The sequence below is a fragment of the Streptomyces sp. NPDC054783 genome (assembly GCF_053611725.1).
In genome coordinates this window covers 233364-258969 of record NZ_JBSHAY010000003.1, presented here as the reverse complement: position 1 = coordinate 258969, position 25606 = coordinate 233364, and the positions used below count along the sequence as shown (strand labels likewise).

21 protein-coding genes and 3 pseudogenes are annotated in these 25606 nt (G+C 71.2%); 12 read left to right on the top strand and 12 right to left on the bottom strand.

The features are described from left to right. The 3 genes from ACWGJ5_RS08065 to ACWGJ5_RS08055 form a co-directional block, all read right to left on the bottom strand. Positions 1-1020 carry a DUF1648 domain-containing protein gene (locus ACWGJ5_RS08065; protein ID WP_453308924.1) on the bottom strand — a complete coding sequence of 340 codons (1020 nt, stop codon included), beginning with the start codon at positions 1018-1020 and terminating at the stop codon, positions 1-3. Then, on the bottom strand, positions 1017-1367 hold the full coding sequence (locus tag ACWGJ5_RS08060; protein ID WP_453308923.1) for a GntR family transcriptional regulator: 351 nt from the start codon (positions 1365-1367) through the stop codon (positions 1017-1019). Before ACWGJ5_RS08060 ends, ACWGJ5_RS08065 begins: the two co-directional genes overlap by 4 nt. Before the next feature lie 103 nt (positions 1368-1470). After that, on the bottom strand, positions 1471-2382 hold the full coding sequence (locus ACWGJ5_RS08055) for a D-alanyl-D-alanine carboxypeptidase family protein (RefSeq protein WP_453308922.1): 912 nt from the start codon (positions 2380-2382) through the stop codon (positions 1471-1473). Between the two features lie 187 nt (positions 2383-2569). On the opposite strand from ACWGJ5_RS08055, the gene ACWGJ5_RS08050 reads away from it, so the two are divergent. Next, positions 2570-3244 (top strand): GntR family transcriptional regulator, encoded by a 675-nt coding sequence (locus ACWGJ5_RS08050; protein WP_453308921.1) that lies wholly within the window; start codon positions 2570-2572, stop codon positions 3242-3244. Next, positions 3241-4551 (top strand): MFS transporter, encoded by a 1311-nt coding sequence (locus ACWGJ5_RS08045; protein ID WP_453308920.1) that lies wholly within the window; start codon positions 3241-3243, stop codon positions 4549-4551. The genes ACWGJ5_RS08050 and ACWGJ5_RS08045 overlap by 4 nt, the downstream gene beginning before the upstream one ends. 99 nt (positions 4552-4650) lie before the next feature. Here the strand turns inward: ACWGJ5_RS08045 and ACWGJ5_RS08040 are convergent, their stop codons facing one another. After that, on the bottom strand, positions 4651-5475 hold the full coding sequence (locus ACWGJ5_RS08040) for a maleylpyruvate isomerase family mycothiol-dependent enzyme (RefSeq protein ID WP_453308919.1): 825 nt from the start codon (positions 5473-5475) through the stop codon (positions 4651-4653). 182 nt (positions 5476-5657) lie between these two features. On the opposite strand from ACWGJ5_RS08040, the gene ACWGJ5_RS08035 reads away from it, so the two are divergent. Continuing rightward, positions 5658-6476 carry a carbon-nitrogen family hydrolase gene (locus ACWGJ5_RS08035; protein WP_453308918.1) on the top strand — a complete coding sequence of 273 codons (819 nt, stop codon included), beginning with the start codon at positions 5658-5660 and terminating at the stop codon, positions 6474-6476. A 25-nt stretch (positions 6477-6501) separates the two neighbouring features. Here the strand turns inward: ACWGJ5_RS08035 and ACWGJ5_RS08030 are convergent, their stop codons facing one another. Next, on the bottom strand, positions 6502-6996 hold the full coding sequence (locus tag ACWGJ5_RS08030) for an LURP-one-related/scramblase family protein (RefSeq protein WP_228621510.1): 495 nt from the start codon (positions 6994-6996) through the stop codon (positions 6502-6504). A gap of 31 nt (positions 6997-7027) precedes the next feature. Then, positions 7028-8104, bottom strand: a complete 1077-nt coding sequence (locus ACWGJ5_RS08025) for a helix-turn-helix domain-containing protein (RefSeq protein ID WP_453308917.1) — start codon at positions 8102-8104, stop codon at positions 7028-7030. A gap of 51 nt (positions 8105-8155) precedes the next feature. On the opposite strand from ACWGJ5_RS08025, the gene ACWGJ5_RS08020 reads away from it, so the two are divergent. From ACWGJ5_RS08020 to ACWGJ5_RS08010, 3 genes are all read left to right on the top strand, one after another. Next, a complete protein-coding gene (locus tag ACWGJ5_RS08020; protein ID WP_453308916.1) occupies positions 8156-8548 on the top strand; it encodes a cupin domain-containing protein in 393 nt (130 codons plus the stop codon). A gap of 143 nt (positions 8549-8691) precedes the next feature. Continuing rightward, on the top strand, positions 8692-9525 hold the full coding sequence (locus tag ACWGJ5_RS08015) for a calcium-binding protein (protein WP_453308915.1): 834 nt from the start codon (positions 8692-8694) through the stop codon (positions 9523-9525). Positions 9526-9650: 125 nt separating this feature from the next. Then, entirely contained in the window at positions 9651-11507 is a 1857-nt protein-coding gene (locus ACWGJ5_RS08010) for a thioredoxin-like domain-containing protein (RefSeq protein ID WP_453308914.1), read from the top strand. Between the two features lie 12 nt (positions 11508-11519). Here ACWGJ5_RS08010 and ACWGJ5_RS08005 read toward each other — a convergent pair whose 3' ends face one another. From ACWGJ5_RS08005 to ACWGJ5_RS07990, 4 genes are all read right to left on the bottom strand, one after another. Continuing rightward, positions 11520-11774, bottom strand: a complete 255-nt coding sequence (locus ACWGJ5_RS08005) for a hypothetical protein (RefSeq protein ID WP_385313034.1) — start codon at positions 11772-11774, stop codon at positions 11520-11522. Positions 11775-11840: 66 nt separating this feature from the next. Continuing rightward, positions 11841-13139 carry a M18 family aminopeptidase gene (locus ACWGJ5_RS08000; RefSeq protein WP_453308913.1) on the bottom strand — a complete coding sequence of 433 codons (1299 nt, stop codon included), beginning with the start codon at positions 13137-13139 and terminating at the stop codon, positions 11841-11843. Positions 13140-13243: 104 nt separating this feature from the next. Continuing rightward, positions 13244-15070, bottom strand: coding sequence for an acyl-CoA dehydrogenase (locus ACWGJ5_RS07995; protein ID WP_453309167.1), 1827 nt, complete (start codon positions 15068-15070; stop codon positions 13244-13246). A gap of 223 nt (positions 15071-15293) precedes the next feature. Next, positions 15294-15488: a hypothetical protein gene (locus ACWGJ5_RS07990; RefSeq protein WP_453308912.1), complete on the bottom strand. Its 195-nt coding sequence runs from the start codon at positions 15486-15488 to the stop codon at positions 15294-15296. Positions 15489-15549: 61 nt separating this feature from the next. On the opposite strand from ACWGJ5_RS07990, the gene ACWGJ5_RS07985 reads away from it, so the two are divergent. The 3 genes and pseudogenes from ACWGJ5_RS07985 to ACWGJ5_RS07975 form a co-directional block, all read left to right on the top strand. Further along, positions 15550-16023: an SseB family protein gene (locus ACWGJ5_RS07985; protein WP_228621500.1), complete on the top strand. Its 474-nt coding sequence runs from the start codon at positions 15550-15552 to the stop codon at positions 16021-16023. A gap of 142 nt (positions 16024-16165) precedes the next feature. Further along, entirely contained in the window at positions 16166-17137 is a 972-nt protein-coding gene (locus tag ACWGJ5_RS07980; RefSeq protein WP_453308911.1) for a pirin family protein, read from the top strand. Between the two features lie 443 nt (positions 17138-17580). Beyond that, positions 17581-18639 (top strand): annotated as a pseudogene (locus ACWGJ5_RS07975) (AI-2E family transporter); the annotation flags it as partial. 311 nt (positions 18640-18950) lie between these two features. Here ACWGJ5_RS07975 and ACWGJ5_RS07970 read toward each other — a convergent pair. Then, a pseudogene (locus tag ACWGJ5_RS07970) lies at positions 18951-21071 on the bottom strand (SpoIIE family protein phosphatase); the annotation flags it as partial. Between the two features lie 200 nt (positions 21072-21271). Between ACWGJ5_RS07970 and aspS the strand changes: the two are divergent. Beyond that, positions 21272-23035 (top strand): aspartate--tRNA ligase, encoded by a 1764-nt coding sequence (aspS, locus tag ACWGJ5_RS07965; RefSeq protein ID WP_453308910.1) that lies wholly within the window; start codon positions 21272-21274, stop codon positions 23033-23035. A gap of 62 nt (positions 23036-23097) precedes the next feature. On the opposite strand, the gene ACWGJ5_RS07960 is transcribed toward aspS, so the two are convergent. Beyond that, the gene (locus ACWGJ5_RS07960; protein WP_453308909.1) at positions 23098-23781 is read right to left on the bottom strand and encodes a nucleotidyl transferase AbiEii/AbiGii toxin family protein; all 684 of its coding nucleotides are present in this window, start codon (positions 23779-23781) and stop codon (positions 23098-23100) included. Between the two features lie 102 nt (positions 23782-23883). Between ACWGJ5_RS07960 and ACWGJ5_RS07955 the strand changes: the two genes are divergently transcribed. Both ACWGJ5_RS07955 and ACWGJ5_RS07950 read left to right on the top strand, forming a co-directional pair. Next, the gene (locus tag ACWGJ5_RS07955) at positions 23884-24231 is read left to right on the top strand and encodes a DoxX family protein (RefSeq protein WP_453308908.1); all 348 of its coding nucleotides are present in this window, start codon (positions 23884-23886) and stop codon (positions 24229-24231) included. A gap of 95 nt (positions 24232-24326) precedes the next feature. Further along, positions 24327-25570, top strand: a pseudogene (locus ACWGJ5_RS07950) (pectate lyase family protein). The last annotated feature ends 36 nt before the right edge of the window (positions 25571-25606 follow it).

Here is a 25606-nt window from a genome sequence, read left to right as displayed (position 1 = left end):
TCAGGCCCGCCGCCGGAGCGCGTTCAGCAGGGCCGCGCCCCGCTCGGCGTCGTCCACGCTCACGGCGAAGTCGGTACGGCGGCCCCGGGGCCGTACGACCAGACAGTCACCGGCGCGGAGCATCACCGTCGTGCCGAGGCCGCTGAGGCGGTAGCCCCAGCCGCCGACCTGGGACGGCTGCCGGGCCTCGGCGCGGGCGGACTCGATGGCGGTCGGCGACCAGCGGCGGGCGGGCCAGCCGAGCGGGCCGAACGACACCTCCAGGCCCGCTTCCGACACCTTCGCCTGGACCGAGGAGGAGAGGGCGCCGGCGAGCGAGGCGGCGGCGCAGACGGCGCACAGCGGGACCAGCACGGCGGGGTCCGCCAGGCCGGCGACCAGTGTCACCAGCGCGCCGACGGCGATCAGGCCGGTCAGCGCGGCCACCAGTTGTAGCCAGGGGTTGGCCGTGCGGGAGAACCACACCAGGCGCTCGTCCGCGGGCAGATCGAGTGCGGGGGTCGGGGCGGTTGGCGTGGTGGAGGTGGTGCGGATGGTCAGCCACCAGGCCACCACGCCGGCGACCGCCGCCAGGGCCAGGGGTAGGACGACCCCGAGGGCCGGATCGCGGGCCTCGTGCCAGTCGGTGCGGTCGAGGTTGGCGCGGACGACGCCGGCCTGCGCACCGACGAGCACGGCCGCGGTGGGCGCCAGCGCGATCGCCCGCCAGGGGCGTGCGGTCGGCCAGGATCGGCGCCAGCGCACGCTCAGCGCGAGGGCGATCAGCAGCCAGAGGCCGGCCGGCACCAGGGATGTCTCCCACAGCGGCATGGAGCCGTCCGGGGCGGCGCCCCCGCTCCAGTGGGTCGCCAGCCGGTCGGGCAGCCGGCCGCGCGCGGCCCAGGGCAGACCCGCCAGCAGCGCCGCGACGGCCACCGTGCAGCCCACGAGCCCCCAGCGCGCGGTGCGACTGCGTACGCCTACCGGGTCGCCCCCGTGCCGGCGTCGGTCGTTCCCGTCCGGCTCGTCCCCGTTGCTCATGTCGTCGTCCCCCGGATCATCTCGATGAGGTCGGTGCGGCTGTAGCCGAGCCGGGATGCCTCCGCGACCAGCTCACGCACCCTGATTTCCAGTCCGGAGCGCCGGGCCGCACCTTCGGCGACGGTGATCCCGCGGCCGCGGCGGAACTCCAGCAGGCCCTCGTCCCGCAGTTCGCGCAGGCCGCGCAGGACGGTGTTGACGTTGATGTCCAGGGCCGTGGAGAGATCGCGGGCGGAGGGCAGCCGGTCGCCCGCGCGGCACTCGCCCTCGGCGATGGCCCGCCGGATCGCCGCCGCGACCTGCTCGTGCAGGGGGCGGGTGTCGGTCTTGTCCAGACGCAGCAGCATGGTGCCAATGACACTAGCACCATCAGCTTCATCGTGCCGGGTCCGGGCAGCACAACGGGCCCGCCGCTGGTGCGCGACGGGCCCGTGGGTGTCCGGTGGGACGTCAGCCGAGCCTGGCGAAGCCGTAGTTGAGGAGCTTCTTCGCGTCCGCCTCCCGGTTCGGGATGGAGGTGGAGGCGAGGACGGTGCCGATGACGGTCTTGCCGTTGCGCGTGGCGGCGAAGACCAGGCAGTAGCCGGCCTCCGGGCCGGAGCCCGTCTTCACGCCGATCGTGCCGCTGTAGCTGCTGAGGAGCCCGTTGGTGTTGGTCCACGGGACCATCGTGCGGATGCTGCCCGTCTTGGTGACGGTCTTCGCGGTGTACGACTTCGTCTTGACGACCGTGCGGAACGTCGAGTTCTTCATCGCACTGCTGGCGATCTTCGTCAGGTCGCGCGGCGTCGAGTAGTTGTTGCCGTTGCCGATGCCGTCGAAGGAGTCGAAGTGGGTGTTCTTCAGACCAAGGTTCTTGGCGGCGGTGTTCATCTTGCTGATGAAGTTGCTCACGCGGGCGTCGCGGGTGGAACCGGAGCCGTAGGTGTCGGCGAGCGCGTAGGCGGCGTCGCAGCCGGACGGCAGCATCAGCCCGTACAGCAGCTGGCGGACGGTGACCTTGTCGCCGACGATCAGGTGCGCCTGGGAGGCGTTGTTCTTGACGACGTAGTCGCTGTACGCCTTCTGGATGATCACCGTCTTGTCGAGGTTGAGGTTCGACTGCGCGAGCACGACCTTGGCGGTCATGATCTTGGTGGTGGAGCCGGTGGAGCGCTTGTAGTCCGCCGCCTTGTTGTACAGCGTCGTACCGCTCGCGTTGTTCATCACATAGCCGCCCTTGGCGATGATCGAGGGCGTGGTGACGGCCTGAGCGGGCGCCGCGGTGAGGGCACCGGTCGCAAGCAGCGCGCCGGAGGTGACGGCGACGGCGGCGGCCCTGCGGATGCGCGTGCTGGGCGTGCCCTTAATGCCGGTAATCAAAGTGATGTACCCCGATTTTCGTAAATGCCCCTGAATACGGCCCAGTTGGGGTGGCGGGAGCAGCGGGCCGCACGTGTGAGACACGTAAGTAGCACAGAAAGTTGTGCGGTCGCCGCGCGCGAATTCCGTCACGTCCGGATGCTGGACGTCGCCGCCCATGCGTACGTGTTGTATCTATCCTGTGGACATGAAGACGGCCGTACGGCAGCCCACCCACCGCGACCCCAAGCCACCGCCCGCCGCCGACCGCGTGTACGCCCATGTCAAGCAGGGCGTCCTCGACCGCCGCTACGAGGGCGGCACCCTGCTCACCGAGGGCGAGCTGGCCGAGGCCGTCGGGGTCTCCCGCACGCCCGTGCGGGAGGCGCTGCTGCGACTGGAGGCCGAGGGCCTGATCCGGCTCTACCCGAAGAAGGGCGCGATGGTCCTGCCGGTCTCCGCGCAGGAGATCGCGGACGTGGTGGAGACCCGCCAGCTGGTCGAGGAGCACGCCGCCCGCAAGGCCGTACCCGCCCCGCCCGCCCTGCTGCAGCGGCTGACCGAGCTGTTGGAGCTGCAGAAGGCGCAGGCGGCCGCCGGTGACCTGGCCGCGGCCGCGGTGACCGACCGCAGCTTCCACGCCGAGATCGTGCGCAGCGGCGGCAACGAGATCCTGTCCCGGCTCTACGACCAGCTGCGCGACCGGCAGCTGCGGATGGGCGTCGCCGTCATGCACTCCCACCCCGACCGGATCGCCAAGACGCTCACCGAGCACGAGGAGATCCTGAACGCGCTGCGCGCCGGGGACGCGGAGGCGGCCGTCGGGGCCGTGCACCGGCATGTGAGCTGGTTCGAGCACCTCGCCCGAGGTGAGGCCCGATGAGCGCTCCGACGCGGAACGTCACCCTTCCGGGTGATCCGCCGGGCGGCCGACGCGCCGTCACCGTGTGGTCCATAGGCGTCGCCGTCTACTTCGTCGCCGTCATCTTCCGTACGTCACTCGGCGTGGCGGGACTGGACGCGGCGGACCGCTTCCATGTGAACGCCTCCGCCCTGTCGACGTTCTCCATCCTCCAGCTGCTGGTCTACGCCGGCATGCAGATACCCGTCGGCCTGCTGGTCGACCGGCTCGGCACCAAGAGGGTGCTGAGCATCGGTGCCGTGCTGTTCACGGCCGGGCAGCTGGGCTTCGCCTTCTCCCCGTCCTACGGCACCGCTCTCGCCTCCCGCGCCCTGCTGGGCTGCGGTGACGCGATGACCTTCATCAGCGTGCTGCGGCTCGGCACCCGCTGGTTCCCGGCCCGGCGCGGGCCGCTGGTCGCGCAGCTCGCTGGGCTGGTCGGCATGGCGGGCAACCTGGTCTCCACCCTGGTCCTCGCCCGGCTGCTGCACGGCATCGGCTGGACCCCGGCGTTCGCCGGCAGCGCGTTCGCGGGCGTCGTCGTCCTCGTGCTGACGCTGCTGTTCCTGAAGGACCACCCCGAGGGGCACGAACCCGAGCCGGCGCCGCACCAGGGCGCGGCCTACGTCCGCCGGCAGATCGCGGCGTCCTGGCGGGAGCCCGGCACGCGCCTCGGGCTGTGGGTGCACTTCACCACCCAGTTCCCTGCGATGGTGTTCCTGCTGCTGTGGGGCCTGCCGTTCCTGGTGCAGGCGCAGGGGCTCAGCCGGGCCACGGCCGGTGAACTGCTCACCCTGGTCGTTTTGTCCAACATGGTGATCGGGCTGGTCTACGGCCAGATCGTCGCCCGGCACCACGCGGCGCGGCTGCCGCTGGCACTGGGCACGGTCGGGGCGACGGCGCTGCTGTGGGCTTCGACGCTGGCGTATCCCGGTGCGCATGCGCCGATGTGGCTGCTGGTGGTGTTGTGCACGGTGCTGGGTGCGTGCGGGCCGGCCTCGATGCTCGGGTTCGACTTCGCGCGGCCCGCCAACCCGCCCGAGCGACAGGGGACCGCGTCGGGCATCACCAACATGGGTGGGTTCGTCGCCTCGATGACGACGTTGTTCGCGGTCGGGGTGCTGCTGGACGCGACCGGGGACGACTACGCCGTGGCGTTCAGCGCCGTGTTCGTGCTGCAGGCGCTCGGGGTGTCCCAGATCCTGCGGCTCCGGGGGCGGGCCGCCCGGCGTGAGCGTGAGCGGTTGGTCGCCAGCCGGGTGGAGACGGTGCACGTGCCGGCGGCTTAGCCGTTCACTGCCATCCCGCGCACCACCCGGTTCCGGTCGGTTGAGGGGCTGGACAACCTGCTCGCGCTCGCCGTCGGTGACTTCCCGTCGCCGTGTCGGCTACGGCGTCACCGCGAAGTTGCGCAGGATCGCCGCCGTCAGGTCGAGGTCGCCCTCGGCCTTCACCCTGTCGGCCGCCGCCTCCGGTGTCACGCGGCCGCAGGCGAGGCGCACGAAGGTCTCCCAGTCGAGGGTGAGGGTGGCGGCGGGGCCGAGGGCCGGGGCGGTTTCCAGGGATCCTCGGCCCTGGATGTCGACGCGGATGGTGCGCAGGAACTCCACCGCGCCGTGCACGTCGAAGACGACGGCTGAACTGCGCGGTGCGTCCGCGTCCTTCGCGACGACCTTGGGGAGTGCCTCCAGAAGGACGTCCCGGGCCACGAGCGCACCCGGCGAGTCCAGGTTGCCGGGGCGGCCCAGGGCCGTGCGCAGATCCTGCTCGTGCACCCACACGTCGAAGGCGCGGGCGCGGTAGGCCTGTTCCACCGTGATGTCCTTGCTCAGCGGGCCGCGGACCGTGGTGCCGGGGTCACGCGACTCGTTGCGCAGCTGGCGGTTGCGGCGGATGACCGTGTACTCCAGCTCGGCCGTCATCTCCGGCGCCGTGTGGTGGCGGCGGATGTCGACCTGCATCTCCATGTACCGCTGGTGCTCGTTGGTGACGTGGAAGAGGTCACGGGGCAGGGAGTGGATCGGGCGCGGGTCGCCGAGCAGCTCGCAGTCCATGCCGATGACGTGCGACACGATGTCCCGGACCGACCAGCCCGGGCAGGGGGTCCGCCGGTTCCACTCGCCCTCCGCGAGCGACTGGACCATCTCGGATATCGCTTCGATGGAGTGTGTCCAGGCGTCGGCGTAGGGCTGGAGGGTGGGATGCAGACTCACGGAACGGGACCCCTCGGCGGTTGGTACACGGGCGGGTTGTGGCGGCTTTGCCAGCGGGCGGCGGCTGCACTGCGGCGGGCGTCTGGGAGGCTAAGTTACGCTGCCTGCAGGCACCCCGGCAGTGCTTTCGTGTGACGATCGTAGGCCTGTGTGGGCTACTCGAATGCCAGGACGGTGGTAGTGTGCGCGCCTCGCTGATCCAGATCGCCGTGAACGAGGACGAATCGGTCGACACCCGGCGACAGCGGGTGGCCGCGCTGGTCCGCGAACAGGCCGGTGCCGACCTGGTGGTCCTGCCGGAGCTGTGGACCACCGGCGCCTTCGCCTACGAGGAGTTCGGCCGCGAGGCCGAGCCGCTCGAAGGGCCGACGTACGAGACGATGGCCAAGGCCGCGAGCGACGCGGGCGTCTGGCTGCACGCGGGGTCCGTTCCGGAGCGGGCTGCGTCCGACAGCGGCTCCGCCGCGGGCGAGGGAACGCTCTACAACACCTCTCTCGTCTTCTCCCCCTCCGGTGAGCTTGCCGCCGCCTACCGCAAGATCCATCGCTTCGGCTTCGACAAGGGCGAGGCCGTACTGATGGGCGCCGGGCGGGACCCGGTGACGGTCCGGCTGCCCGGGACCACGCTCGGCTTGGCCACCTGCTACGACCTCCGTTTCCCCGAACTGTTCCGGTCACTGGTCGACGCCGGGGCCGAGACCCTGGTGATCCCGGCGGGCTGGCCCGAGCGGCGACGCGCGCACTGGACGCTGCTGGCTCAGGCGCGGGCGGTGGAGAACCAGGCGTTCGTGCTCGCGTGTGGAACGGCCGGGACCCATGCCGGAGTTCCGCAGGCGGGTCACTCGATCGTGGTCGATCCGTGGGGCGAGGTGCTCGCCGAGGCGGGCCCGGACGAGGAGGTCCTCACCGTCGACTTCGACCCCGCGAAGGTGGCGGCCACCCGCGAGCAGTTCCCGGCGCTGAAGGACCGCGTCCTGGGCCTGGAGCCGCCCCGCCGCTAGCGGGCCGTCGAGCCTCCGGCCCCCGTCAGTCCTCCTCCCGCTCCTTCTGCGCCAGGTGGATCACGCACACCGCCACCGCGATCAGCAGGGCCGGGTCCGCGTCCTCGCGCACGATGTCGACACCGTAGGTGTCCCGGAGGGACAGGAAGCGGCGGGAGATCACGGCCAGGAGTTCGCCGTCGTACTCGATGGCGAACTCGTGGTCGAGGATCCTGCCGCTGACGTCCAGCACGGTGCCGTCGACCAGGGACACCCGGTAGTGGTGGCGCAGCAGGGACAACCGTTTGCGCCTGATGGTGGCCAGGCCCTCGCCGTCCCGCTCGATCACCATGGTGTCGCGCAGCGCGAACATCTTCTGGTGGATGTCGATCAGCACGCGCCCGTGGGCGTCCTTCAGCTGGAAGGTGTCCCGCAGCCGCATGGCCTTGCCGTCGACGAGGAAGACCTTCCGGCCGTGCTCGTCCTCGATCCAGTAGTCGTCGCCGATGCCGAGCAGCCGGTCGTGTACGAGGAGTCTCATGCGCATACCGTTCCCCGCCGCGCCCTGATCATCACGGTCCCGCCGGCCGAAGCGCCCGCCGGTCGCGCTCGTCGGGACCCGCCGGCCCGAACCGCCTCCGGTACGCCGACGGGCTGAGCCCCGTCTCCCGGCGCAGCCGGGCCCGCAGGTTGGCCGCCGTACCCAGGCCGCTGCGGGCCGCGACGACGTCCAGGCGCTCCTCGCCCCGTTCGATCAGCCGGCAGGCCAGCGCCACCCGCTCCCCGGTGAGCCAGGCCAGCGGCGTCGTACCCAGCTGGGCGCGGAACCGGCGGTGCAGGGTGGCGGGGCTGACGGCCGCGCGGGCGGCGAGGTCCGCCACGGTCAGCGGCTCGCCCAGCCGCTCCTGCGCCCAGGCCAGCAGCGGGCCGAGTGATTCGTCGGGCACGTCGGGCACGGGGCGCTCCACGAACTGCCGCTGGCCGCCGTCGCGGTGGGCGGCGAAGACCAGGCGCCGGGAGACGGCGTTGGCGAATTCGGCGCCGTGGTCGCCGCGCCACAGGTGCAGCCCGAGGTCGAGCGCGGCCGCGCTGCCGGCGGCGGTGAGGATGTCGCCCTCGTCCACGAAGAGGACGTCGGGCTCCAGCAGCACCTTGGGGTGCAGATCCCGGAAGGTGTCGGCCCACATCCAGTGGGTGGTGGCCCGGCGTCCGTCGAGCAGACCGGCCTCGGCGAGGGCGAAACTGCCGGTGCAGAAGCTGACGATGCGCGCTCCGCGCGCGTGCGTGCGCCGGATGGCGTCCAGGACGTCGCTGCCGCGCGGTACGACGTTGTCGGGGCGTCCGGGTACGACGAGGGTGTCGGCCTCCTCCACCGCCTCCAGGCCGGGTACGCCGGCCAGGGTGAAGAAGCCGTGGTTCATCCGGATGCCCGGGGTGGGCGCGCACAGCGTCACCGTGTACAGCGGCCCCGGACCGCCCAGTTCGGGCCTGGGCAGTCCGAACAGTTCGGTGGCGACGCCGACCTCGAAGGGGTTGGTGCCCGCGTCCACGATCACGACGACCCGGTGCGGCGGCACGGCCCGGTGCGGCGGCACGGCCCGGTCCGGTGGCACGGCCCGGTCCGGTGGCTGAGAGGATCCTTGCGGCATATGCGATTCCTAGCACTCGTGCGCCGGGCGGGCCGACCCGAGGATGAAGGCATGAGCAGCGAACCGATCTCCCTGGACAAGGCCCTGGCCTCCTTCACCGAGTGCTGGAGCCCGCGCATCGTCGCCACCGTCAACGACTACGACGTCCGGATCGCCAAGTTCGAGAACGAGCACGTCTGGCATGTGCACGAGGACACCGACGAGTTCTTCCTGGTCCTCGACGGCGAGGTGCACCTGGGCCTGCGCGAGCCGGCCGGCGAGCGCACCGTCGTCCTGACCAAGGGCTCGGTGTTCACCGTGCCGCGCGGCACCCATCACAAGCCGTCCGCGCCCCACCGCGCCGAAGTCCTCCTCTTCGAGCCCACCGGCACCCTCACGGTCGGCGACCGGCACGAGGAGGTTCCCGGCCACGTCGACGTCACCACCGGCCACGCCCTGACCTGACCGGGCGCCTGAATCCACCGGGCCGACGGGTGTAGCGCAGATGAACTCCCCGTACATCCAAGGGAGTTGACCAACCCGAGGCGGGGTCCCCGAGTCGAACGGTGCGGAAGTCGCCCATCCGCCCGTTCCCTCGGAGGCACCTCATGCCCTCGCGCACCGCGCTCGCCGTTCTGGCCCTCGGCACCGCCCTGGCCGCACCCCTCGCCGTGGCCGGTACCGCCGGCGCCGCCACCGCCTCGGCCACCGCCGCGGTCAACCAGTACGACTGGCAGCTCACCTACCAGGCCGCCCCCGGCCAGACCAACAAGGCCACCGTCACCGCGTCGCTCACCGCGGACCGCACCGGCATCACCTATGTGATCGACGACGTCGTCCCCATCAGGGCGGGCCACGACTGCGCCCACCCCGACCGCAAGGACCGCACGAAGGTCTCCTGCACGGTGACCCTGGTGGACAGCCAGGACCCGTACGCCGCCCTGATCATGAACCTCGGAGACCGCGACGACACGCTCGCCTACGACAACGCCACCGACCAGGTCTACTCCTACGCCCAGATATCGCTGGGCGCGGGCGACGACAGGGCGACCGACTCCGGCCGCCTCGACGGCGCCTACGTCTCCGGCGACGCCGGCGACGACACCCTCACCGTCGGCGCGGAGGGCCTGGCCTGGGGCGGTGACGGCAACGACACGATCAACGCGAGCGGCGGCGACAACATCGTCCAGGGCGGCAAGGGCGACGACGTGCTGCACGGCGGCTCCGGAAGCCAGTACCTGTCCGGGGACGACGGCAGGGACACGATCACCGGCGGAACCGGCGACGACACCCTGAACGGCGGCACCGGCAACGACGTCCTGTACGGCAACAGCGGGAACGACAAGCTGTACGGCAACAGCGGCAATGACAAGTTGTACGGCGGTCCCGGCCGGGACACGCTCTCCGGCGGCCCCGGCACGGATGTGATCCACCAGGACTGAGAGCCACTGCGCCACTGCGCGACCGCGCGGCTGGGCGCGACTTTTCCACAGGCGCCCGAGCGGGTCCGGCCGGTTGTCCACAGGCACCCGAACGGCTGTCGGAGTCGGGTGGCACTCTTGGAGCCATGACCGACTCCGCATCCCGCCGCGTCCGCGTCCGCGCCCCCGAGCTGATCGGCAAGGGCGGCTGGCTGAACACGGGCGATCAGCAGTACACCCTCGCCGACCTGCGCGGACGCATCGTCGTCCTGGACTTCTGGACCTTCTGCTGCATCAACTGCCTGCATGTCCTGGACGAGCTGCGCGACCTGGAGGAGAAGCACCGGGACACGGTCGTGGTCATCGGCGTGCATTCGCCGAAGTTCGTGCACGAGGCCGAGCACCGGGCGGTCGTCGACGCCGTGGAGCGCTACGGCGTCGAGCACCCGGTGCTGGACGACCCGGAGCTCGCCACCTGGAAGCAGTACGCGGTGCGGGCCTGGCCGACCCTGGTCGTGATCGACCCGGAGGGGTACGTCGTCGCCCAGCACGCCGGCGAGGGCCACGTGCACGCCATCGAGGGGCTGGTCGAGGAGCTGGAGGCGGAGCACGAGGCGAAGGGCACCCTGCGCCGCGGCGACGGTCCGTACGTGGCGCCGGAGCCCGAGCCGACGACCCTGCGCTTCCCGGGCAGGGCGCTGCTGCTCCCGTCCGGGAACTTCCTGGTCAGCGACACCACCCGGCACCAGCTGGTGGAGCTGGCCGAGGACGCCGAGACCGTCGTACGGCGTATCGGCTCCGGCACGCGCGGGTTCGCCGACGGCGGCCCCGAGCAGGCCTCCTTCAACGAGCCGCAGGGCGTGGCGCTGCTGGCGGACGGCTCGGTGGTCGTCGCCGACACCGTCAACCACGCCCTGCGCCGCCTCGACCTCGCCACGGGCGCGGTGACCACCCTGGCCGGCACCGGCAGGCAGTGGTGGCAGGGGTCCGCCACGTCCGGCCCGGCCCGCGAGGTGGACCTCTCCTCGCCCTGGGACGTGGCGGTCTTCGGCGGCAAGGTGTGGATCGCGATGGCGGGCGTCCACCAGCTGTGGACGTACGACCCCGCGGCGGGCACGGTCGCCGCGGCGGCGGGCACCACCAACGAGGGCCTGGTCGACGGCCCCGGCGCCGAGGCCTGGTTCGCCCAGCCCTCCGGTCTCGCGGCGACCGCCGACCGGCTGTGGCTCGCCGACTCCGAGACGAGCGCCCTGCGCTGGGTGGACCTCGACGGGCACGTCCACACCGCTGTCGGCACCGGCCTGTTCGACTTCGGCCACCGCGACGGCGCCGCCGGACAGGCCCTGTTCCAGCACCCGTTGGGCGTCACCGCCCTCCCCGACGGCTCGGTGGCGGTCGCCGACACCTACAACCACGCCCTGCGGCGCTACGACCCGGCCACCGGCGAGGTCAGCACGCTCGCCACCGACCTGCGTGAGCCCAGCGACGCCGTGCTCGTCGGCGAGGACATCGTGGTCGTGGAGTCGGCCCGGCACCGGCTGACCCGGCTGCGGCTGCCCGAGGAGGCGGTGCGGGTGGAGTCGGTCGCCCACCGCACCCGGCGCGCGGCGACCGAGGTCGCCCCCGGCCGCCTCAGACTGGACGTCATCTTCCAGGCCCCTGCGGGCCAGAAGCTGGACACCCTCCCCCACGCTCGAACAGACTCGCGCGGGGGCACCCCCATCGGCCCCTCGACCCGTCTGCTGGTCTCCTCGACCCCGCCCGAGCTGCTGCTCAAGGGCGAGGGCGCGGACACGGACCTGAGCCGCGAGCTGGAACTGAACCCGGCCGTGGCGGAGGGCGTCCTGCATGTCTCGGCCATGGCCGCCTCCTGTGACGACGACCCCGCCAACGCGTACCCCGCCTGCCACGTCCACCAGCAGGACTGGGGCGTCCCGGTCCGCCTCACCGAGGGTGCGGCGGACCGCCTGCCGCTCGTCCTCGCGGGCATGGACGACCAGTAGGCGGGCGGCGCGTCAGACGCCGTAGCCGTCGTTGTAGCCGTCGACGCGGTGGTGGTGATGGTGTGGTTCCTCCTCCACCACCGGTGTCGGCGGCATCACGACGCGCCGGCGTCGCGCGATACCGCTGAACGTGGCGACGCCGATCAGGCCCACGGCCATCAGGATCACGCCGACGACATCGAGGTTGACGCCGCGCATGTGCCAGTCGGTCGCGAACGTGAGGATGGCCCCCACGGCGATGAGGATGATGCATCCTCCGAGCCCCATGAGAAGTCGCCTCCCCTTTCGGTTCCGGAATCTCCGGTGCCGTCCGGGTACCCGGGGCAGTGCCGGCTAGCCCTCCAGGAAGGCCGTCAGGGCGTTCGCCAGCAGGAACGGGTCGTCGGCGCCGCACAGTTCACGCACGCTGTGCATCGAGAGGATCGCCACGCCGATGTCCACGGTCCGAATGCCGTGCCGGGCCGCGGTGATCGGGCCGATGGTGGTGCCGCACGGCATGGAGTTGTTGGAGACGAACGACTGGAAGGGCACGTCGGCCTTCTCGCAGGCGGCGGCGAACACCGCGCGGCCCGAACCGTCCGTGGCATAGCGGTTGTTGACGTTGACCTTGAGGATCGGGCCGCCGTTGACCCGGGGGTGGTGCGTCGGGTCGTGCCGCTCGGCGTAGTTGGGGTGGACGGCGTGGCCCGTGTCGGAGGACAGGCAGACCGTGCCGGCGAAGGCCCGGGCCCGGTCCTCGTACGAGCCGCCGCGCGCGAAGATCGAGCGTTCCAGCACCGATCCGAGCAGCGGGCCGTCCGCGCCGGTGTCCGACTGGGAGCCGTTCTCCTCGTGGTCGAAGGCGGCGAGCACGGGGATGCGGGTGAGCGCGGCGCCGGAGGTAGCGACGGCGGCCAGGGCGGCGGCGCCCGCGTGCACCGACAGCAGGTTGTCCATGCGCGGACCGGCGACCAGGTCCCGGTCGCGGCCGAGGTAGGCGGGGGCCTCCACCGGGTGCGTCATCAGGTCCCAGCCGGCGACCGAGCCGGCCGCGAGCCCCGCCTCCTGCTCCAGGAAGGCGATCAGATCGCCGTCGCGCACATCGTCGCCGAGGCCCCAGACCGGCTGCAGATGACGCTGCTTGTCGAGCTTGAGCCCCTCGGTGCTGACCGAACGGTCCAGGTGGATGGCGAGCTGGGGCACACGCAGCAGTGGCCGGTCCACGTTGACCAGGACCGAGGAGCCGTCCCGCAGGCTCAGCCGGCCGGCCAGGCCCAGGTCGCGGTCCAGCCAGGAGTTCATCAGCGGACCGCCGTAGATCTCGACGGCGACCTGGCGCCAGCCGTGCGCCCCGCTGTCCGGCCGCGGCTTGATCCTCAGGTTCGGGGAGTCGGTGTGCGCGCCGACGATGTGGAACGGCGTGTGCGCCTCGGCACCCTCGGGGACGTACCAGGCGACGATCGCGCCGCCGCGCAGTACGTACTTGCCGCCGCTCGAGGAGTCCCAGGCGTCCGTCTCGGCGACCTGCCTGAAGCCGGCCTTCTCCAGCCGCTCGGCGGTGTTCGCCACGGCGTGGTACGGCGACGGGGTCGCCGCCAGGAAGGACATGAGGTCGTCGGTGTGGCCGCGGTCGAAGCGGGCTGGTGCGCTCATGGGTTCACCTTAACGACGTGTGCGGGCCCGCTCCCGGAAAGGGAGCGGGCCCGCACAGGGAATCCGCAGGAACCCGCGGGTACCTTTCACAACGCGGCCTGGTCCTAGAACGCGGCCTCGTCCAGCTCCATCAGGTCCAGCTCGACACCGGAGGCGACCTTGCGGGCGAGGGTGACGCCCGGCAGGACGTTGGCGGCGAAGAACTTCGCCGCGGCGATCTTGCCGGTGTAGAACGCCTGGTCCTTGGCGGAGGCCGTGGCCAGCTTCTCGGCGGCGATCGCGGCGCCCTTCAGCAGCAGGTAGCCGACGACGACGTCACCGGAGGCCATGAGCAGGCGGGTGGTGTTCAGACCCACCTTGTAGATGTTCTTGGTGTCCTGCTCGGTGGCGGCGAGGTCGGTCAGCATCAGGCCGACGATCGCCTCCAGTTCCACGGCGGCCTTGGCCAGGTGCTCGCGGGCGCCGGCCAGTTCCTCGCCGCCGGTGCCGAGCGCCAGGAACTTCTTGATGTCCTCGGCGAGGGAGTTCAGCGCGGCGCCCTGGTTGCGGACGATCTTCCGGAAGAAGAAGTCCTGGCCCTGGATCGCGGTGGTGCCCTCGTACAGGGTGTCGATCTTGGAGTCCCGGATGTACTGCTCGATCGGGTACTCCTGCAGGAAGCCGGAGCCGCCGAAGGTCTGCAGCGACTGGGCGAGCTGCTCGTAGCCCTTCTCGGAGCCGTAGCCCTTGACGATCGGCAGCAGCAGGTCGTTCAGCGCGTGCTCGGCGGAGGCGTCCTCGCCGGCCGCCTCCTTGACCTGGATCGCGTCCTGGACGGAGGCGGTGTACAGCACCAGGGCGCGCATGCCCTCCGCGTACGCCTTCTGCGTGATCAGCGAGCGGCGCACGTCCGGGTGGTGGGTGATGGTGACCTTGGGCGCGGACTTGTCCATGAACTGCGCGAGGTCGGGACCCTGGACGCGCTCCTTGGCGTACTCCAGCGCGTTCAGGTAGCCGGTGGACAGCGTGGAGATCGCCTTCGTGCCGACCATCATGCGGGCGAACTCGATGATGCGGAACATCTGGCGGATGCCGTCGTGCTTGTCGCCGATGAGCCAGCCCTTGGCGGGGTGCTGGTCGCCGAAGGTCATCTCGCAGGTGTTGGAGGCCTTCAGGCCCATCTTGTGCTCGACGTTGGTGGCGTAGACGCCGTTGCGCTCGCCCAGCTCGCCGGTCTCGAAGTCGAACTCGTACTTCGGGACGAGGAAGAGGGACAGGCCCTTGGTGCCGGGGCCGGCGCCCTCGGGACGGGCGAGCACGTAGTGGAGGATGTTCTCGGACATGTCGTGCTCACCGGAGGTGATGAAGCGCTTCACGCCCTCGATGTGCCAGGAGCCGTCCTCCTGCTGGATCGCCTTGGTACGGCCGGCGCCCACGTCGGAGCCCGCGTCGGGCTCGGTGAGCACCATCGTGGAGCCCCACTGCTTGTCCACGGCGATCTTGGCGATGTGCTTCTGGACCTCGTTGCCCTCCTCGAAGAGGATGCCGGCGAACGCCGGACCCGAGGAGTACATCCACACGGCCGGGTTGGCGCCCAGGATCAGCTCGGCGTAGGCCCAGATCAGGGAGCGCGGCGAGGTGGTGCCGCCGATCTCCTCGGGCAGGCCGAGCCGCCAGTACTCGGAGTCCATGAAGGCCTGGTAGCTCTTCTTGAAGGACGCCGGGACCGGCGCGGTGTTGGTCTCCGGGTCGAAGACCGGCGGGTTGCGGTCGGCGTCGGCGAAGGACTCGGCCAGCTCGTTCTCCGAGAGGCGGGTCAGCTCCTCCAGGACGCTCTTGGCGGTGTCGACGTCCATCTCCTCGAACGGGCCGGTGCCGTACACCTTGTCGCGCCCCAGTACTTCGAAGAGGTTGAACTCGATGTCGCGCAGATTCGACTTGTAGTGCCCCATGACGACGGCTCCGTAGAGGGATCGGCGAGGCACTGACTCCTCGCACCTAGTTCACGTACCAACAAGTAGCTCCGATGATGCTACCCGTCGGTAATAAGAAGCAACCCCTGCCGGGACAAGTGTGAGAAGGGTCTACTCCAAGTGTCCTCCACCGGACCGGTGAGCAGGGTGGCCCACCGGTCCGACTGCTCAGCGAAAGGCGGGTGGCCGCCCGGTATCTCCATCAGCCGGGCCCCGTATCCCTTCCGCGGCCGCGCGGTGGAGCCGGGGCGGGCTGTAGCGGGTCGTCGACCGGCGAGATCACCGGCGTCGGCGCGCTGACGCGGGCCGGGTCCGCGGCAACGTCCAGCCGCTCCACCAGCTCCATGTGCTCCGGCGTGCCCTCCGGTGCGCCCGCGCCCGTCTCCTTCGCGGCCATGCCCGCTACGCAAATACGTCCGGCACTCGCTCTTCCCCCCTCCCTCGGTACTCTTGCGCCCATGTACGGCTACGACCAGAACGTTGGCGCTCAGCAGCAGTACGCCCCGCCGCAGCAGCAGATGCCGGGCGGTGTCGGCGGGTACGGTCAGCAGCCGCCGCTCTACCCGGAGCCGTCCCCGCCCTCCCTCGCGGACGCTGTGCGGGCCTTCACCACCGGGCAGATGTCCGCCGAGGACTTCCAGCAGATCTTCGCCACGTCGAAGGTGTACTGCCCGCGCGGCGACACCCCCGGCTTCCTCGCCCTGCACAACACCCAGCAGCCGGTGATCCCGATGTTCACCTCGCTCAAGGAGCTGCGCCGGTACGCGGGCAAGGAGTCCAAGTACTTCGTGATCACCGGCGCCGAGGTGATCGACCTGCTGCCCACCGGCTACGGCTTCGTCCTGGACATGGAGGGTGAGCACCGGATGGTCTTCGATGCGAAGGCGGTCGAGCAGATGGTCGACTTCGCGATGCGCCGGATGTACGGCTAGTCGCCATCGCTGCGCGGACGGCGGCCGAGCCCCGCGCACCTCACACCCCTGGGCCCGGAGGGAATTCCCTCCGGGCCCGTTCCGTTAGGGGTGGCAGAAAGTTCAACGCTCAACTAAAGTGAGCGCAGAAGGAGGTCCGACCATGCCTGCAGTGACCGTTGAGAACCCGTTGACGCTGCCCCGTGTGACCGCCCCCGCCGATGCCGTGGCGCGTCCGGTGCTGGCCGTCTCGACCGCTCCGAGCGGGTTCGAGGGCGAGGGCTTCCCGGTGCGCCGGGCCTTCGCGGGGATCAACTACCGCCACCTCGACCCGTTCATCATGATGGACCAGATGGGCGAGGTGGAGTACGCGCCCGGGGAGCCCAAGGGCACCCCCTGGCACCCGCACCGCGGCTTCGAGACCGTCACCTACATCATCGACGGCACCTTCGACCACCAGGACTCCCACGGCGGTGGCGGCACCATCACCAACGGCGACACCCAGTGGATGACGGCCGGCTCCGGACTCCTGCACATCGAGGCGCCGCCGGAGTCCCTGGTCGTGTCCGGCGGTCTCTTCCACGGCCTGCAGCTGTGGGTGAACCTCCCGGCCAAGGACAAGATGATGGCTCCGAGGTACCAGGACATCCGGGGCGGCCAGGTCCAGTTGCTCACCACTCCCGACGGCGGCGCGCTGCTGCGCGTCATCGCCGGTGAGCTCGACGGCCACGAGGGCCCCGGCGTCACGCACACCCCGATCACGATGATCCACGCGACCGTCGCCCCGGGCGCCGAGGTCACCCTGCCCTGGCGGGAGGACTTCAACGGCCTGGCCTACGTCCTCGCGGGCCGCGGCAGCGTCGGCGCGGAGCGCCGGCCGATCCACCTCGGCCAGACCGCCGTGTTCGGTGCCGGGTCCGCGCTGACCGTCCGGGCGGACGAGAAGCAGGACTCCCACACCCCGGACCTGGAGGTCGTCCTGCTCGGTGGGCGGCCCATCCGGGAGCCCATGGCGCACTACGGCCCGTTCGTCATGAACACCAAGGAAGAGCTGATGCAGGCCTTCGAGGACTTCCAGAAGGGCCGCCTGGGCTCGATCCCGGCGGTGCACGGGATGTCCGCGGGCGGTATGTGACCTCTCCGCCCTCCGGGAGTCCGTCCGTACGAGAAGGGGACAGGCCGCGGATCTTCTGATCCGACGGCCTGTCCCCTTTTCAGAAAGAGGTCACCTTCGCAAGCAGGTCACCAGCAGAGCGAGCTGATCGTATGGGTGTCGCAGACGTGAGACCCTCCCTCCCCGGCGGAAGCGGCGGGGGCTGCAAGAACCGTGAGGAGCGCGGCTGCGAAGAACGCGGCGATGTGTCGCATGGTGAGTGATCCTTCCTGGGTCCTCCGGCAAGACGTGTGTCTTGGGGGAATGCCCTCAGGCTTGCCCACATCGTCACAGTGCGCATCTCGAGCCGGTACGGACGGTGTTCGACGGCCTGGACCGTTCCGCAAGGGGCCGGGTGAGCCGCCGTCACCCGGCCGGGCCGTCCACGCAGGACAGCCCGGCCGGGCCCATGGTGCGCTGGACGCGTGCAGCTCCTGCCCGACCCCGTCCGACGTGTCGCCGCCTGGTGCGCCGTGCTGCTCCTCGTCGCCGGGGTGGGGTGGGTCGGGGTGCGGCTGTGCGGGGAGTTCCGTACGGCGGTCACCCCGGTGCTGCTCGCCCTGCTCGGCACCGCGCTGCTCGGCCCGCTGCACCGGCGGCTCGTGCGGGCCGGGGTGCAGGCGTCGGTGGCGGCCGGGCTCACCTGTGTCGCCGTCGTGGCCGTCGTCGGCGGTGCCGTGTACATCGTCGTCGCCGCGCTCATCGACACCGGCGACCAGATCATCACCTCGCTGCGGGACGCCGCCAAGAGCGTCTCGGCGCACTTCGGGGCCGCCGGCACCGGTCTCGACGACCTCGCCGCCAACTCCCGCAAGCTGCTGAGCAGGTTCGGGGCCACGGCCGCGTCCAACGTCATCAGCGGGGTCAGCGTCGTCGGCGAGTCCCTCGCGATGGCCGTGCTCGCCCTGCTGCTCGTCTTCTTCTTCCTGCGCGACTCCCACCGGGCCGTGGAGACCCTGCGGGCCGTCGCGCCCAGCGGCACCGCCGACACCGTGGAGGCCGTTGCCCGGCGCGCCTTCGCGGCGGTCGAGGGGTTCATGCGCGGTACGACCCTCATCGCGCTCATCGACGCCGTGTGCATCACCCTCGGCCTGCTGATCCTCCGGGTGCCCGGCGCGGTCGGACTCGGCGCGCTGGTCTTCGTCGGCGCCTACATCCCCTACCTCGGCGCCTTCCTCTCCGGCACGGTGGCCGTCCTGGTCGCGCTCGCCGACCGTGGGTTCGTGATCGCGCTGTGGGTGGTCGGAGTCGTCGTCGCCGTGCAGGTGCTGGAGGGTCATGTGCTGCAGCCGGTCATCCAGAGCCGGACCATGCAGATGCACCCGGCCGTGGTGATGCTCGCCATCACCGCCGGGGCGTCCGTCGCGGGGATCCTCGGCATGCTGCTCGCGGTCCCGCTGACCGCGGCCGCCTTCGGTGTCGTACAGGAGCTGCGGACCCGTTACGCGGCGCCCTCCGACTCGTCGCCCTCCCCCGCATCCCCTTCCGGCGCGCCGCCGCCCGGTGCATCCCCCGCCGGCACGCCGCCTCCCGTCACGCGCCCCTCGGATACGCCGCCTCCCGCCGCGTCCCCCACGGGTACGCCACCGTCCGCCGAGCCGCCCTCCGCCGCGCACCCCGAGTCGACGGCTGACACACCCCACGACGCACCCTCGGATGCGCCCCCCGACTCACCGGCCGACGCTTCCCACGACGCACCTCCCGCCGTACGCCCGGACGCGCCCCGCGACCCACCGGCCGGCCCATCCCACGACACGCCCACCGAGTCACCGGCCGACGCATCCCACGAAGCACCCCCCGACGCGCCTCCCACCGCACTCCCCGACTCATAGAGCTCGAACCAGATGCTCTTGCCCTCGCCCCGGGGGGCCACCCCCCAGGCGTCCGCGAGGAGTTCGATCAGCATCAGGCCACGGCCGGAGGAGGCCAGTTCGCCGGGTCGGCGCCGGTGCGGCAGGTCGTCGCCCGTGTCGGTGACCTCCACCCGCAGCCCACGCGTGCCCGCCTCGCCGGTCATCTCGGCGAGCAGCAGCGCGTCGGTGTCGGTGTGGACGAGGACGTTGGTGACCATCTCGGAGACCAGCAGCACCGCAGAGTCGACCTGCTCGGGCGAGGCCCAGTCGTGCAGCAGCTCGCGCAGGTGCCGGCGGGCCTCGGCGATCCGGTCCGGCTCGTCCTGCGCCACCGACAGCAGGGTGCGCCGTACGGCGGGCCGCGCGGCGCCCTCCAGCAGCCGGCAGAGCAGCACCAGGGCGATGTCGTCCTCGCGGCGGTCGGCCAGCGGACCGGTGGTGTGGTGCGAGGACGGCCCGTGCACACCCTGCACCAGCGCGTCGGCCAGCGACTCCAGATCGACCTCGTCGTCCCCCGGGTGGGCCTCCAGGATCGCGCGCAGCCGACCCCAGCCGCTCTCCAGGTCGTGTCCGCCGGTCTCGATCAGGCCGTCGGTGCAGAGCATCAGCGTCTCGCCCGGCTCCAGGGTGAACCGGGTCGTCGGATAGTCCGCGTCCGGGTCCACACCCAGCGGCAGCCCGCCCGCCGTCGGCCGCAGCATCACCGTGCCGTCGGCCATCCGGATCGCCGGGTCCGGGTGCCCGGCACGGGCGATCTCCAGCACCCCGGTCGCCGGGTCGGCCTCCGCGTACACGCAGGTCGCGAAGCGGACGTCGGTCATCTGGTCGTCATGGGTGATGCCGTGCAGGAACCGGGAGGCGCGGGAGAGCACGGCGTCCGGGCGGTGGCCCTCGGCGGCGTAGGCGCGCAGGGCGATGCGCAGCTGGCCCATGAGGCCCGCGGCGCGTACGTCATGGCCCTGCACGTCCCCCATGGCCAGCGCGAAGCGGCCGGAGGGCAGCGGGATCATGTCGTACCAGTCGCCGCCGACCTGGAGTCCCCCGCCGGTCGGGATGTACCGGGCGGCCACCTGCATCCCGGGGATCCCCGGGCCGAGCGAGGGCAGCATGGAGCGCTGCAGCCCCTCGGTCAGCTCCCGCTCCGACTCGGCGGCCTCCGCCCGGGACAGCGCCTGGGCGAGCATCCGGGCCACCGTCGCCAGCACGGCCCGCTCGTCCGGTGTGAACGCCACCGGATAGGCGAAGGCCGCCATCCAGGCGCCCATCGTGCGGCCGGCCACCGTCAGCGGCAGGAAGGCCCACGAGCGGCGGCCGAAGCGACGGGCGAGCGGCCAGGTCGCCGGGTAGCGGGCCTTGTACTCCGCCGGAGAGGACATGTACACCGCGCGGCCCGTGCGGACGACCTCGGCCGCCGGATAGTCGGTGCTCAGCGCCATGTGCGAGAAGGGGCCCATGTCGCCGGGCTGGTGCCCGTGCTGGCCGGTGATGGTCAGCCGGTCGCCCTCCACCCCGAACACCACCAGCCCGTCGGGGGAGAAGCCGGGCATCGACAGGCCGCCGACCACCCGCAGCACCTCGGCCGTGGACCGGGCCTCGGCCAGCGCCCGGCCCGCGTCCAGCAGGAACGCCTCCCTCGAGCGCCGCCAGTCGCCGGTGACCGCGTTGCGGGCGGCCCGGGTGCCGGGGGTCGGCTCGGTGACCTCCTGCAGGGTGCCGATCAGCTCGTACGCCCGCCGCTCGGGGTCGAAGGACGGCTTGGAGCGGCTGCGGACGACCCGCAGGATGTTCCCCTCCTCGTCCATGATCCGGATGCGCACCTCGGCGAGCGTGCCCTCGTCGACGGCCAGCGGGACCACTCCGGTGATCTCGTTCCAGTCCTCCGGGTGCAGCCGGGCCCGGGTCTGGACCTCCGTGAGGGTGGTCGCCTCCGGGGGCAGCCCGAGCAGCCGCGCCGCCTCCGCGTCCACGGTGACCAGTCGGGCGGCCGTGTCCCAGTGCCACAGCCCGGTCGCGAGGGCGGCGAGGACGTCCCCGACGGACGGGAGGGGCTCGCCTGTACGCATTCGCCCACTTTAGGAATATGTGACCGATAGCTGCCACCGTAGGAACAGAGGATCCCGGGCCCCTCGGGCTCGGAGGATCCTCCAGTGCGGAGGCACGGGAAAAGGGTGGGGAGCCGAGCTGGGGGTGCCCGGTACCCTTGGGGTGGCCTAGGCCGTACCCGCCTGGCGACACCCGATCCGCAAAGACTGGATGAACGACGATGCATCGGTACAGGTCCCACACCTGCGGCCAGCTCCGCGCTTCTGACGTCGGCACCGACGTCCGGCTGAGCGGCTGGCTGCACAACCGGCGCGACCTGGGCGGCATCCTCTTCATCGATCTGCGCGACCACTACGGCATCACCCAGCTGGTCGCCCGGCCCGGCACGCCCGCGTACGAGGCCCTGGACAAGATCTCCAAGGAGTCCACGGTCCGCGTCGACGGCCGCGTTGTTTCACGTGGAACCGAGAACATCAACCCCGACCTCCCCACCGGTGAGATCGAGGTCGAGGTGGCCGAGGTCGAGCTGCTGGGCGCCGCCGCGCCGCTGCCGTTCACGATCAACGCCGAGGACGGGGTCAACGAGGAGCGGCGCCTGGAGTACCGCTTCCTGGACCTGCGCCGCGAGCGCATGCACCGCAACATCATGCTGCGTACGGCGGTCATCTCGGCGATGCGCCACAAGATGACGGCGATGGGCTTCAACGAGATGGCGACGCCGATCCTGTCCGCCACCTCCCCCGAGGGCGCGCGCGACTTCGTGGTCCCCTCGCGTCTGCACCCCGGCAAGTTCTACGCGCTGCCGCAGGCCCCGCAGCAGTTCAAGCAGCTGCTGATGATCTCCGGCTTCGACCGCTACTTCCAGATCGCGCCCTGCTTCCGCGACGAGGACGCCCGCGCCGACCGCTCGCCCGGCGAGTTCTACCAGCTCGACGTCGAGATGAGCTTCGTCGAGCAGGAGGACGTCTTCCAGCCGATCGAGAAGCTCATGACCGAGCTGTTCGAGGAGTTCGGCGACGGCCGGCACGTCACCTCCCCCTTCCCGCGGATCCCGTTCCGCGAGGCGATGCTGAAGTACGGCTCCGACAAGCCGGACCTGCGCGCCAAGCTGGAGCTGGTCGACATCACCGATGTCTTCGACGGCTCGGAGTTCAAGGCGTTCGCCGGCAAGCACGTGCGCGCGCTGGCCGTCCCGGCCGTCCAGGACCAGCCGCGCAAGTTCTTCGACCAGCTCGGCGAGTTCGCGATCTCCCTTGGCGCGAAGGGCCTGGCCTGGGTCCGCGTCGCCGAGGACGGTTCCCTCTCCGGCCCGATCGCGAAGTTCCTCACCGAGGACAACGTCGCCGAGCTCACCAAGCGCCTGTCCCTGGCCCCCGGCCACGCGGTCTTCTTCGGCGCGGGCGAGTTCGACGAGGTCTCCAAGATCATGGGCGCGGTCCGCGTCGAGGCCGCCAAGCGCGCCGGTCACTTCGAGGAGGGCGTCTTCCGCTTCTGCTGGATCGTCGACTTCCCGATGTACGAGAAGGACGAGGAGACCGGCGCGATCGACTTCTCGCACAACCCCTTCTCCATGCCGCAGGGCGGCCTGGAGGCCCTGGAGACCCAGGACCCGCTGGACATCCTGGGCTGGCAGTACGACATCGTCTGCAACGGCGTCGAGCTGTCCTCCGGCGCCATCCGGAACCACGAGCCGGAGATCATGCTCAAGGCCTTCGAGATCGCGGGCTACGACCGCGAGACGGTGGAGGAGAAGTTCGCGGGCATGCTCCGCGCGCTCCGCTTCGGCGCCCCGCCGCACGGCGGCATCGCCCCCGGCGTGGACCGCATCGTCATGCTCCTCGCGGACGAGCCCAACATCCGCGAGACGATCGCCTTCCCGCTCAACGGCAACGCCCAGGACCTGATGATGGGCGCCCCGACCGAGCTGGAGGAGGCCCGCCTGCGCGAGCTGCACCTGAACATCAGGAAGCCGCAGCCGAAGTAGTACGGCAGAAGTTTCAAGGGAGAGGCCCGGAACCCCGGCGTGGGGTGCGGGCCTCTCCGTCGTCACTCCTCGTCCTCCGCGTCGGGCGACGCGCCGTCCTCCAGCAGGCGCTCGGCGATGTCGTCGGACCACTGCTGGGCCCAGGCGCGCAGGGCGGTGACCTCGGCCGCCTGCAGGCCGTACCGGAGGAAGTCCACGTCGGAGTAGAAGTCCGTGCCCGTCAGCCGGGACTGCAGGGTCGGCAGGTCGAACGGGTCGTGGGCGTGCCGGCGGCCCAGTTCCTCCAGATCGCGCAGGGAGAACCGGTTCGCGGCGGCCCGCGCGTCGATCAGGTCGACGGCCGCGCCCCGGTCGTACAGCGCCCGGATCTTCGTGCCGACGGCGTCCTCCAGGGAGAGCGCCGGGCCGTACGCGGTGAGGTCCGGCGGCTGCCACAAGGCCTCCTTGTGCAGCGCCAGGGCGCACGGCTCACCGGTCGGCGGGTCGGTGACCGTCAGCTGTGCGGTGAGCGCGGAGACGGCACCGGCCCGCACCTGCCGTCCGCGGGCCTCCAGGGCGGCACCGACCGCTGCGGCGATCCGGTCCATGCCCTCGGAACTCTCCGTGGCGAAGTCGAGGTTCGCATGCGGCCGCGCCACCAGACCGTGCGCCTGCAGGGCATATCCACCGGCGAGCACCAGCCCGTACGGACCGCCCGCGGTGACGACGTCGGCGAGGAGCCGGTGGTGGGGTTCGGGGACGTTCAAGATTTTTTCCGGGTTCCTGTCACACGGGCGCGGGCTCGGGGTTCAGAGAGGTGTCCGCACTTCTTCGACCGCTCGATGCTCGATGCTCGATGGGAGCCTCTCATGCGTACCGCTCAGATCGTCGTCACCCTGCTCGCCGCGCTGATGGCCGGTTTCTCCGGTGCCGTACTGCTGCTGCGGGCCCAGTGGATCGTCAAGGCGCTCACCGACTACCGGGTGCCGCAGTCGTGGTGGACCCTGCTCGGCGTGGCCAAGGCCGCCGGGGCCGTGGGGCTGGTGGTCGGTCTGTTCGTGCCGGTGATCGGGGTGCTGGCGGGAATCGGGCTGGTGGCCTACTTCCTCGGGGCCGCCGTCACCGTGGCGCGGGCACGCTGGTACTCGCACATCCCCTTCCCGCTCGTGTACGCCGCACCCGTCGTCGGCGCGCTCGTCCTCGGGTACGCCTCCTGAGCCGGAGATTCTCACCGCGAGGCGGCAACTTCCTTGCCGGCGGCGGCCACTGAGGAGTCGTAAGGCATGTTCAGCACACCCTTGAGGACTCCTCCGTGGCTGCTCCCTCCCACCGCCGGTCCCTGCGCAAGCGGCGCACCCTCGCCGTGTCCGCCGCCGTCGTGGCCGCGGGCGTCGGCGCCGGGATGTTCGTGATGAGCGCGAACGCCGGCGCCGTCGACCTGTACCACCAGACGCTCCCCGCCAAGGACGGCTGGGCCGCCTCCGGCACTGGGACCACCGGCGGCGCGAAGGCCGACTCCGCGCACACCTTCACCGTCTCCACCCGCGCCCAGCTGGTGAAGGCCCTGGGCTCCGCCTCCGACACCACGCCCCGGATCATCAAGGTCACAGGCACCGTCGACGCCAACACCGACGACGGCGGCAGAAAGCTCACCTGCGCCGACTACGCGAAGGGCACGGGCTACTCGCTCCCGGCGTAATCGTCTTCAAGGTGCCGGCCCACACGACCGTCGTGGGCGTGCCCGGCACGAACGCCGGGATCACCGGTGGCAGCCTGCAGCTGAAGGACGTCGACAACGTCATCGTCCGCAATCTGGCCTTCTCCGCGGTCGAGGACTGCTTCCCGCAGTGGGACCCGACCGACGGGGACAAGGGCAACTGGAACTCGCAGTACGACGCCGTCACCCTGCGGGGCGCCACCCATGTGTGGGCGGACCACAACACGTTCACCGACGCGCCCCGCTTCGACAGCGCCACCCCGGACCACTACGGCCGCCAGTACCAGGTCCACGACGGCGCCCTCGACATCACCAACGGCTCCGACCTGGTCACCGTCGAGCGCAACCGGTTCACCGACCACGACAAGACGATGCTGATCGGCAGCAGCGACAAGGACAGCACCGGCAGGCTGCGCGTCTCCATCCACCACAACCTGTGGAAGGGCATCGTGCAGCGCGCCCCGCTGGCCCGGATCGGCCGGATCCACGTCTACGACAACCTGTACGACACGACGACCGCCGACGGCTACGCGCCCCTGTACAGCATCAACTCCCGTGCGAAGGCGCAGGTCGTGGCGCAGGACAACTACTGGAGGGTGCCGTCCGGCGGCAAGGTCGCGGGGCTGCTCAGCGGCGACGGCACCTGCTCGGTCGCGGGCAGCGGCAACCTCGTCAACGGCACGGAGACCGACCTGGTCGCCGCGTACAACGCCGCCGACTCGAAGAAGATCAGGACGACCGTGAACTGGACGCCGACGCTCACCGCGGGCCTGGAGACGTCCGCGAAGAACCTGCCGGCGGAACTGGCGACCACCACCGGCGCCGGCGTGCTGAAGTAACCCCGGCGCGTACGAGGCGGGCCCGGGAAGTAACGC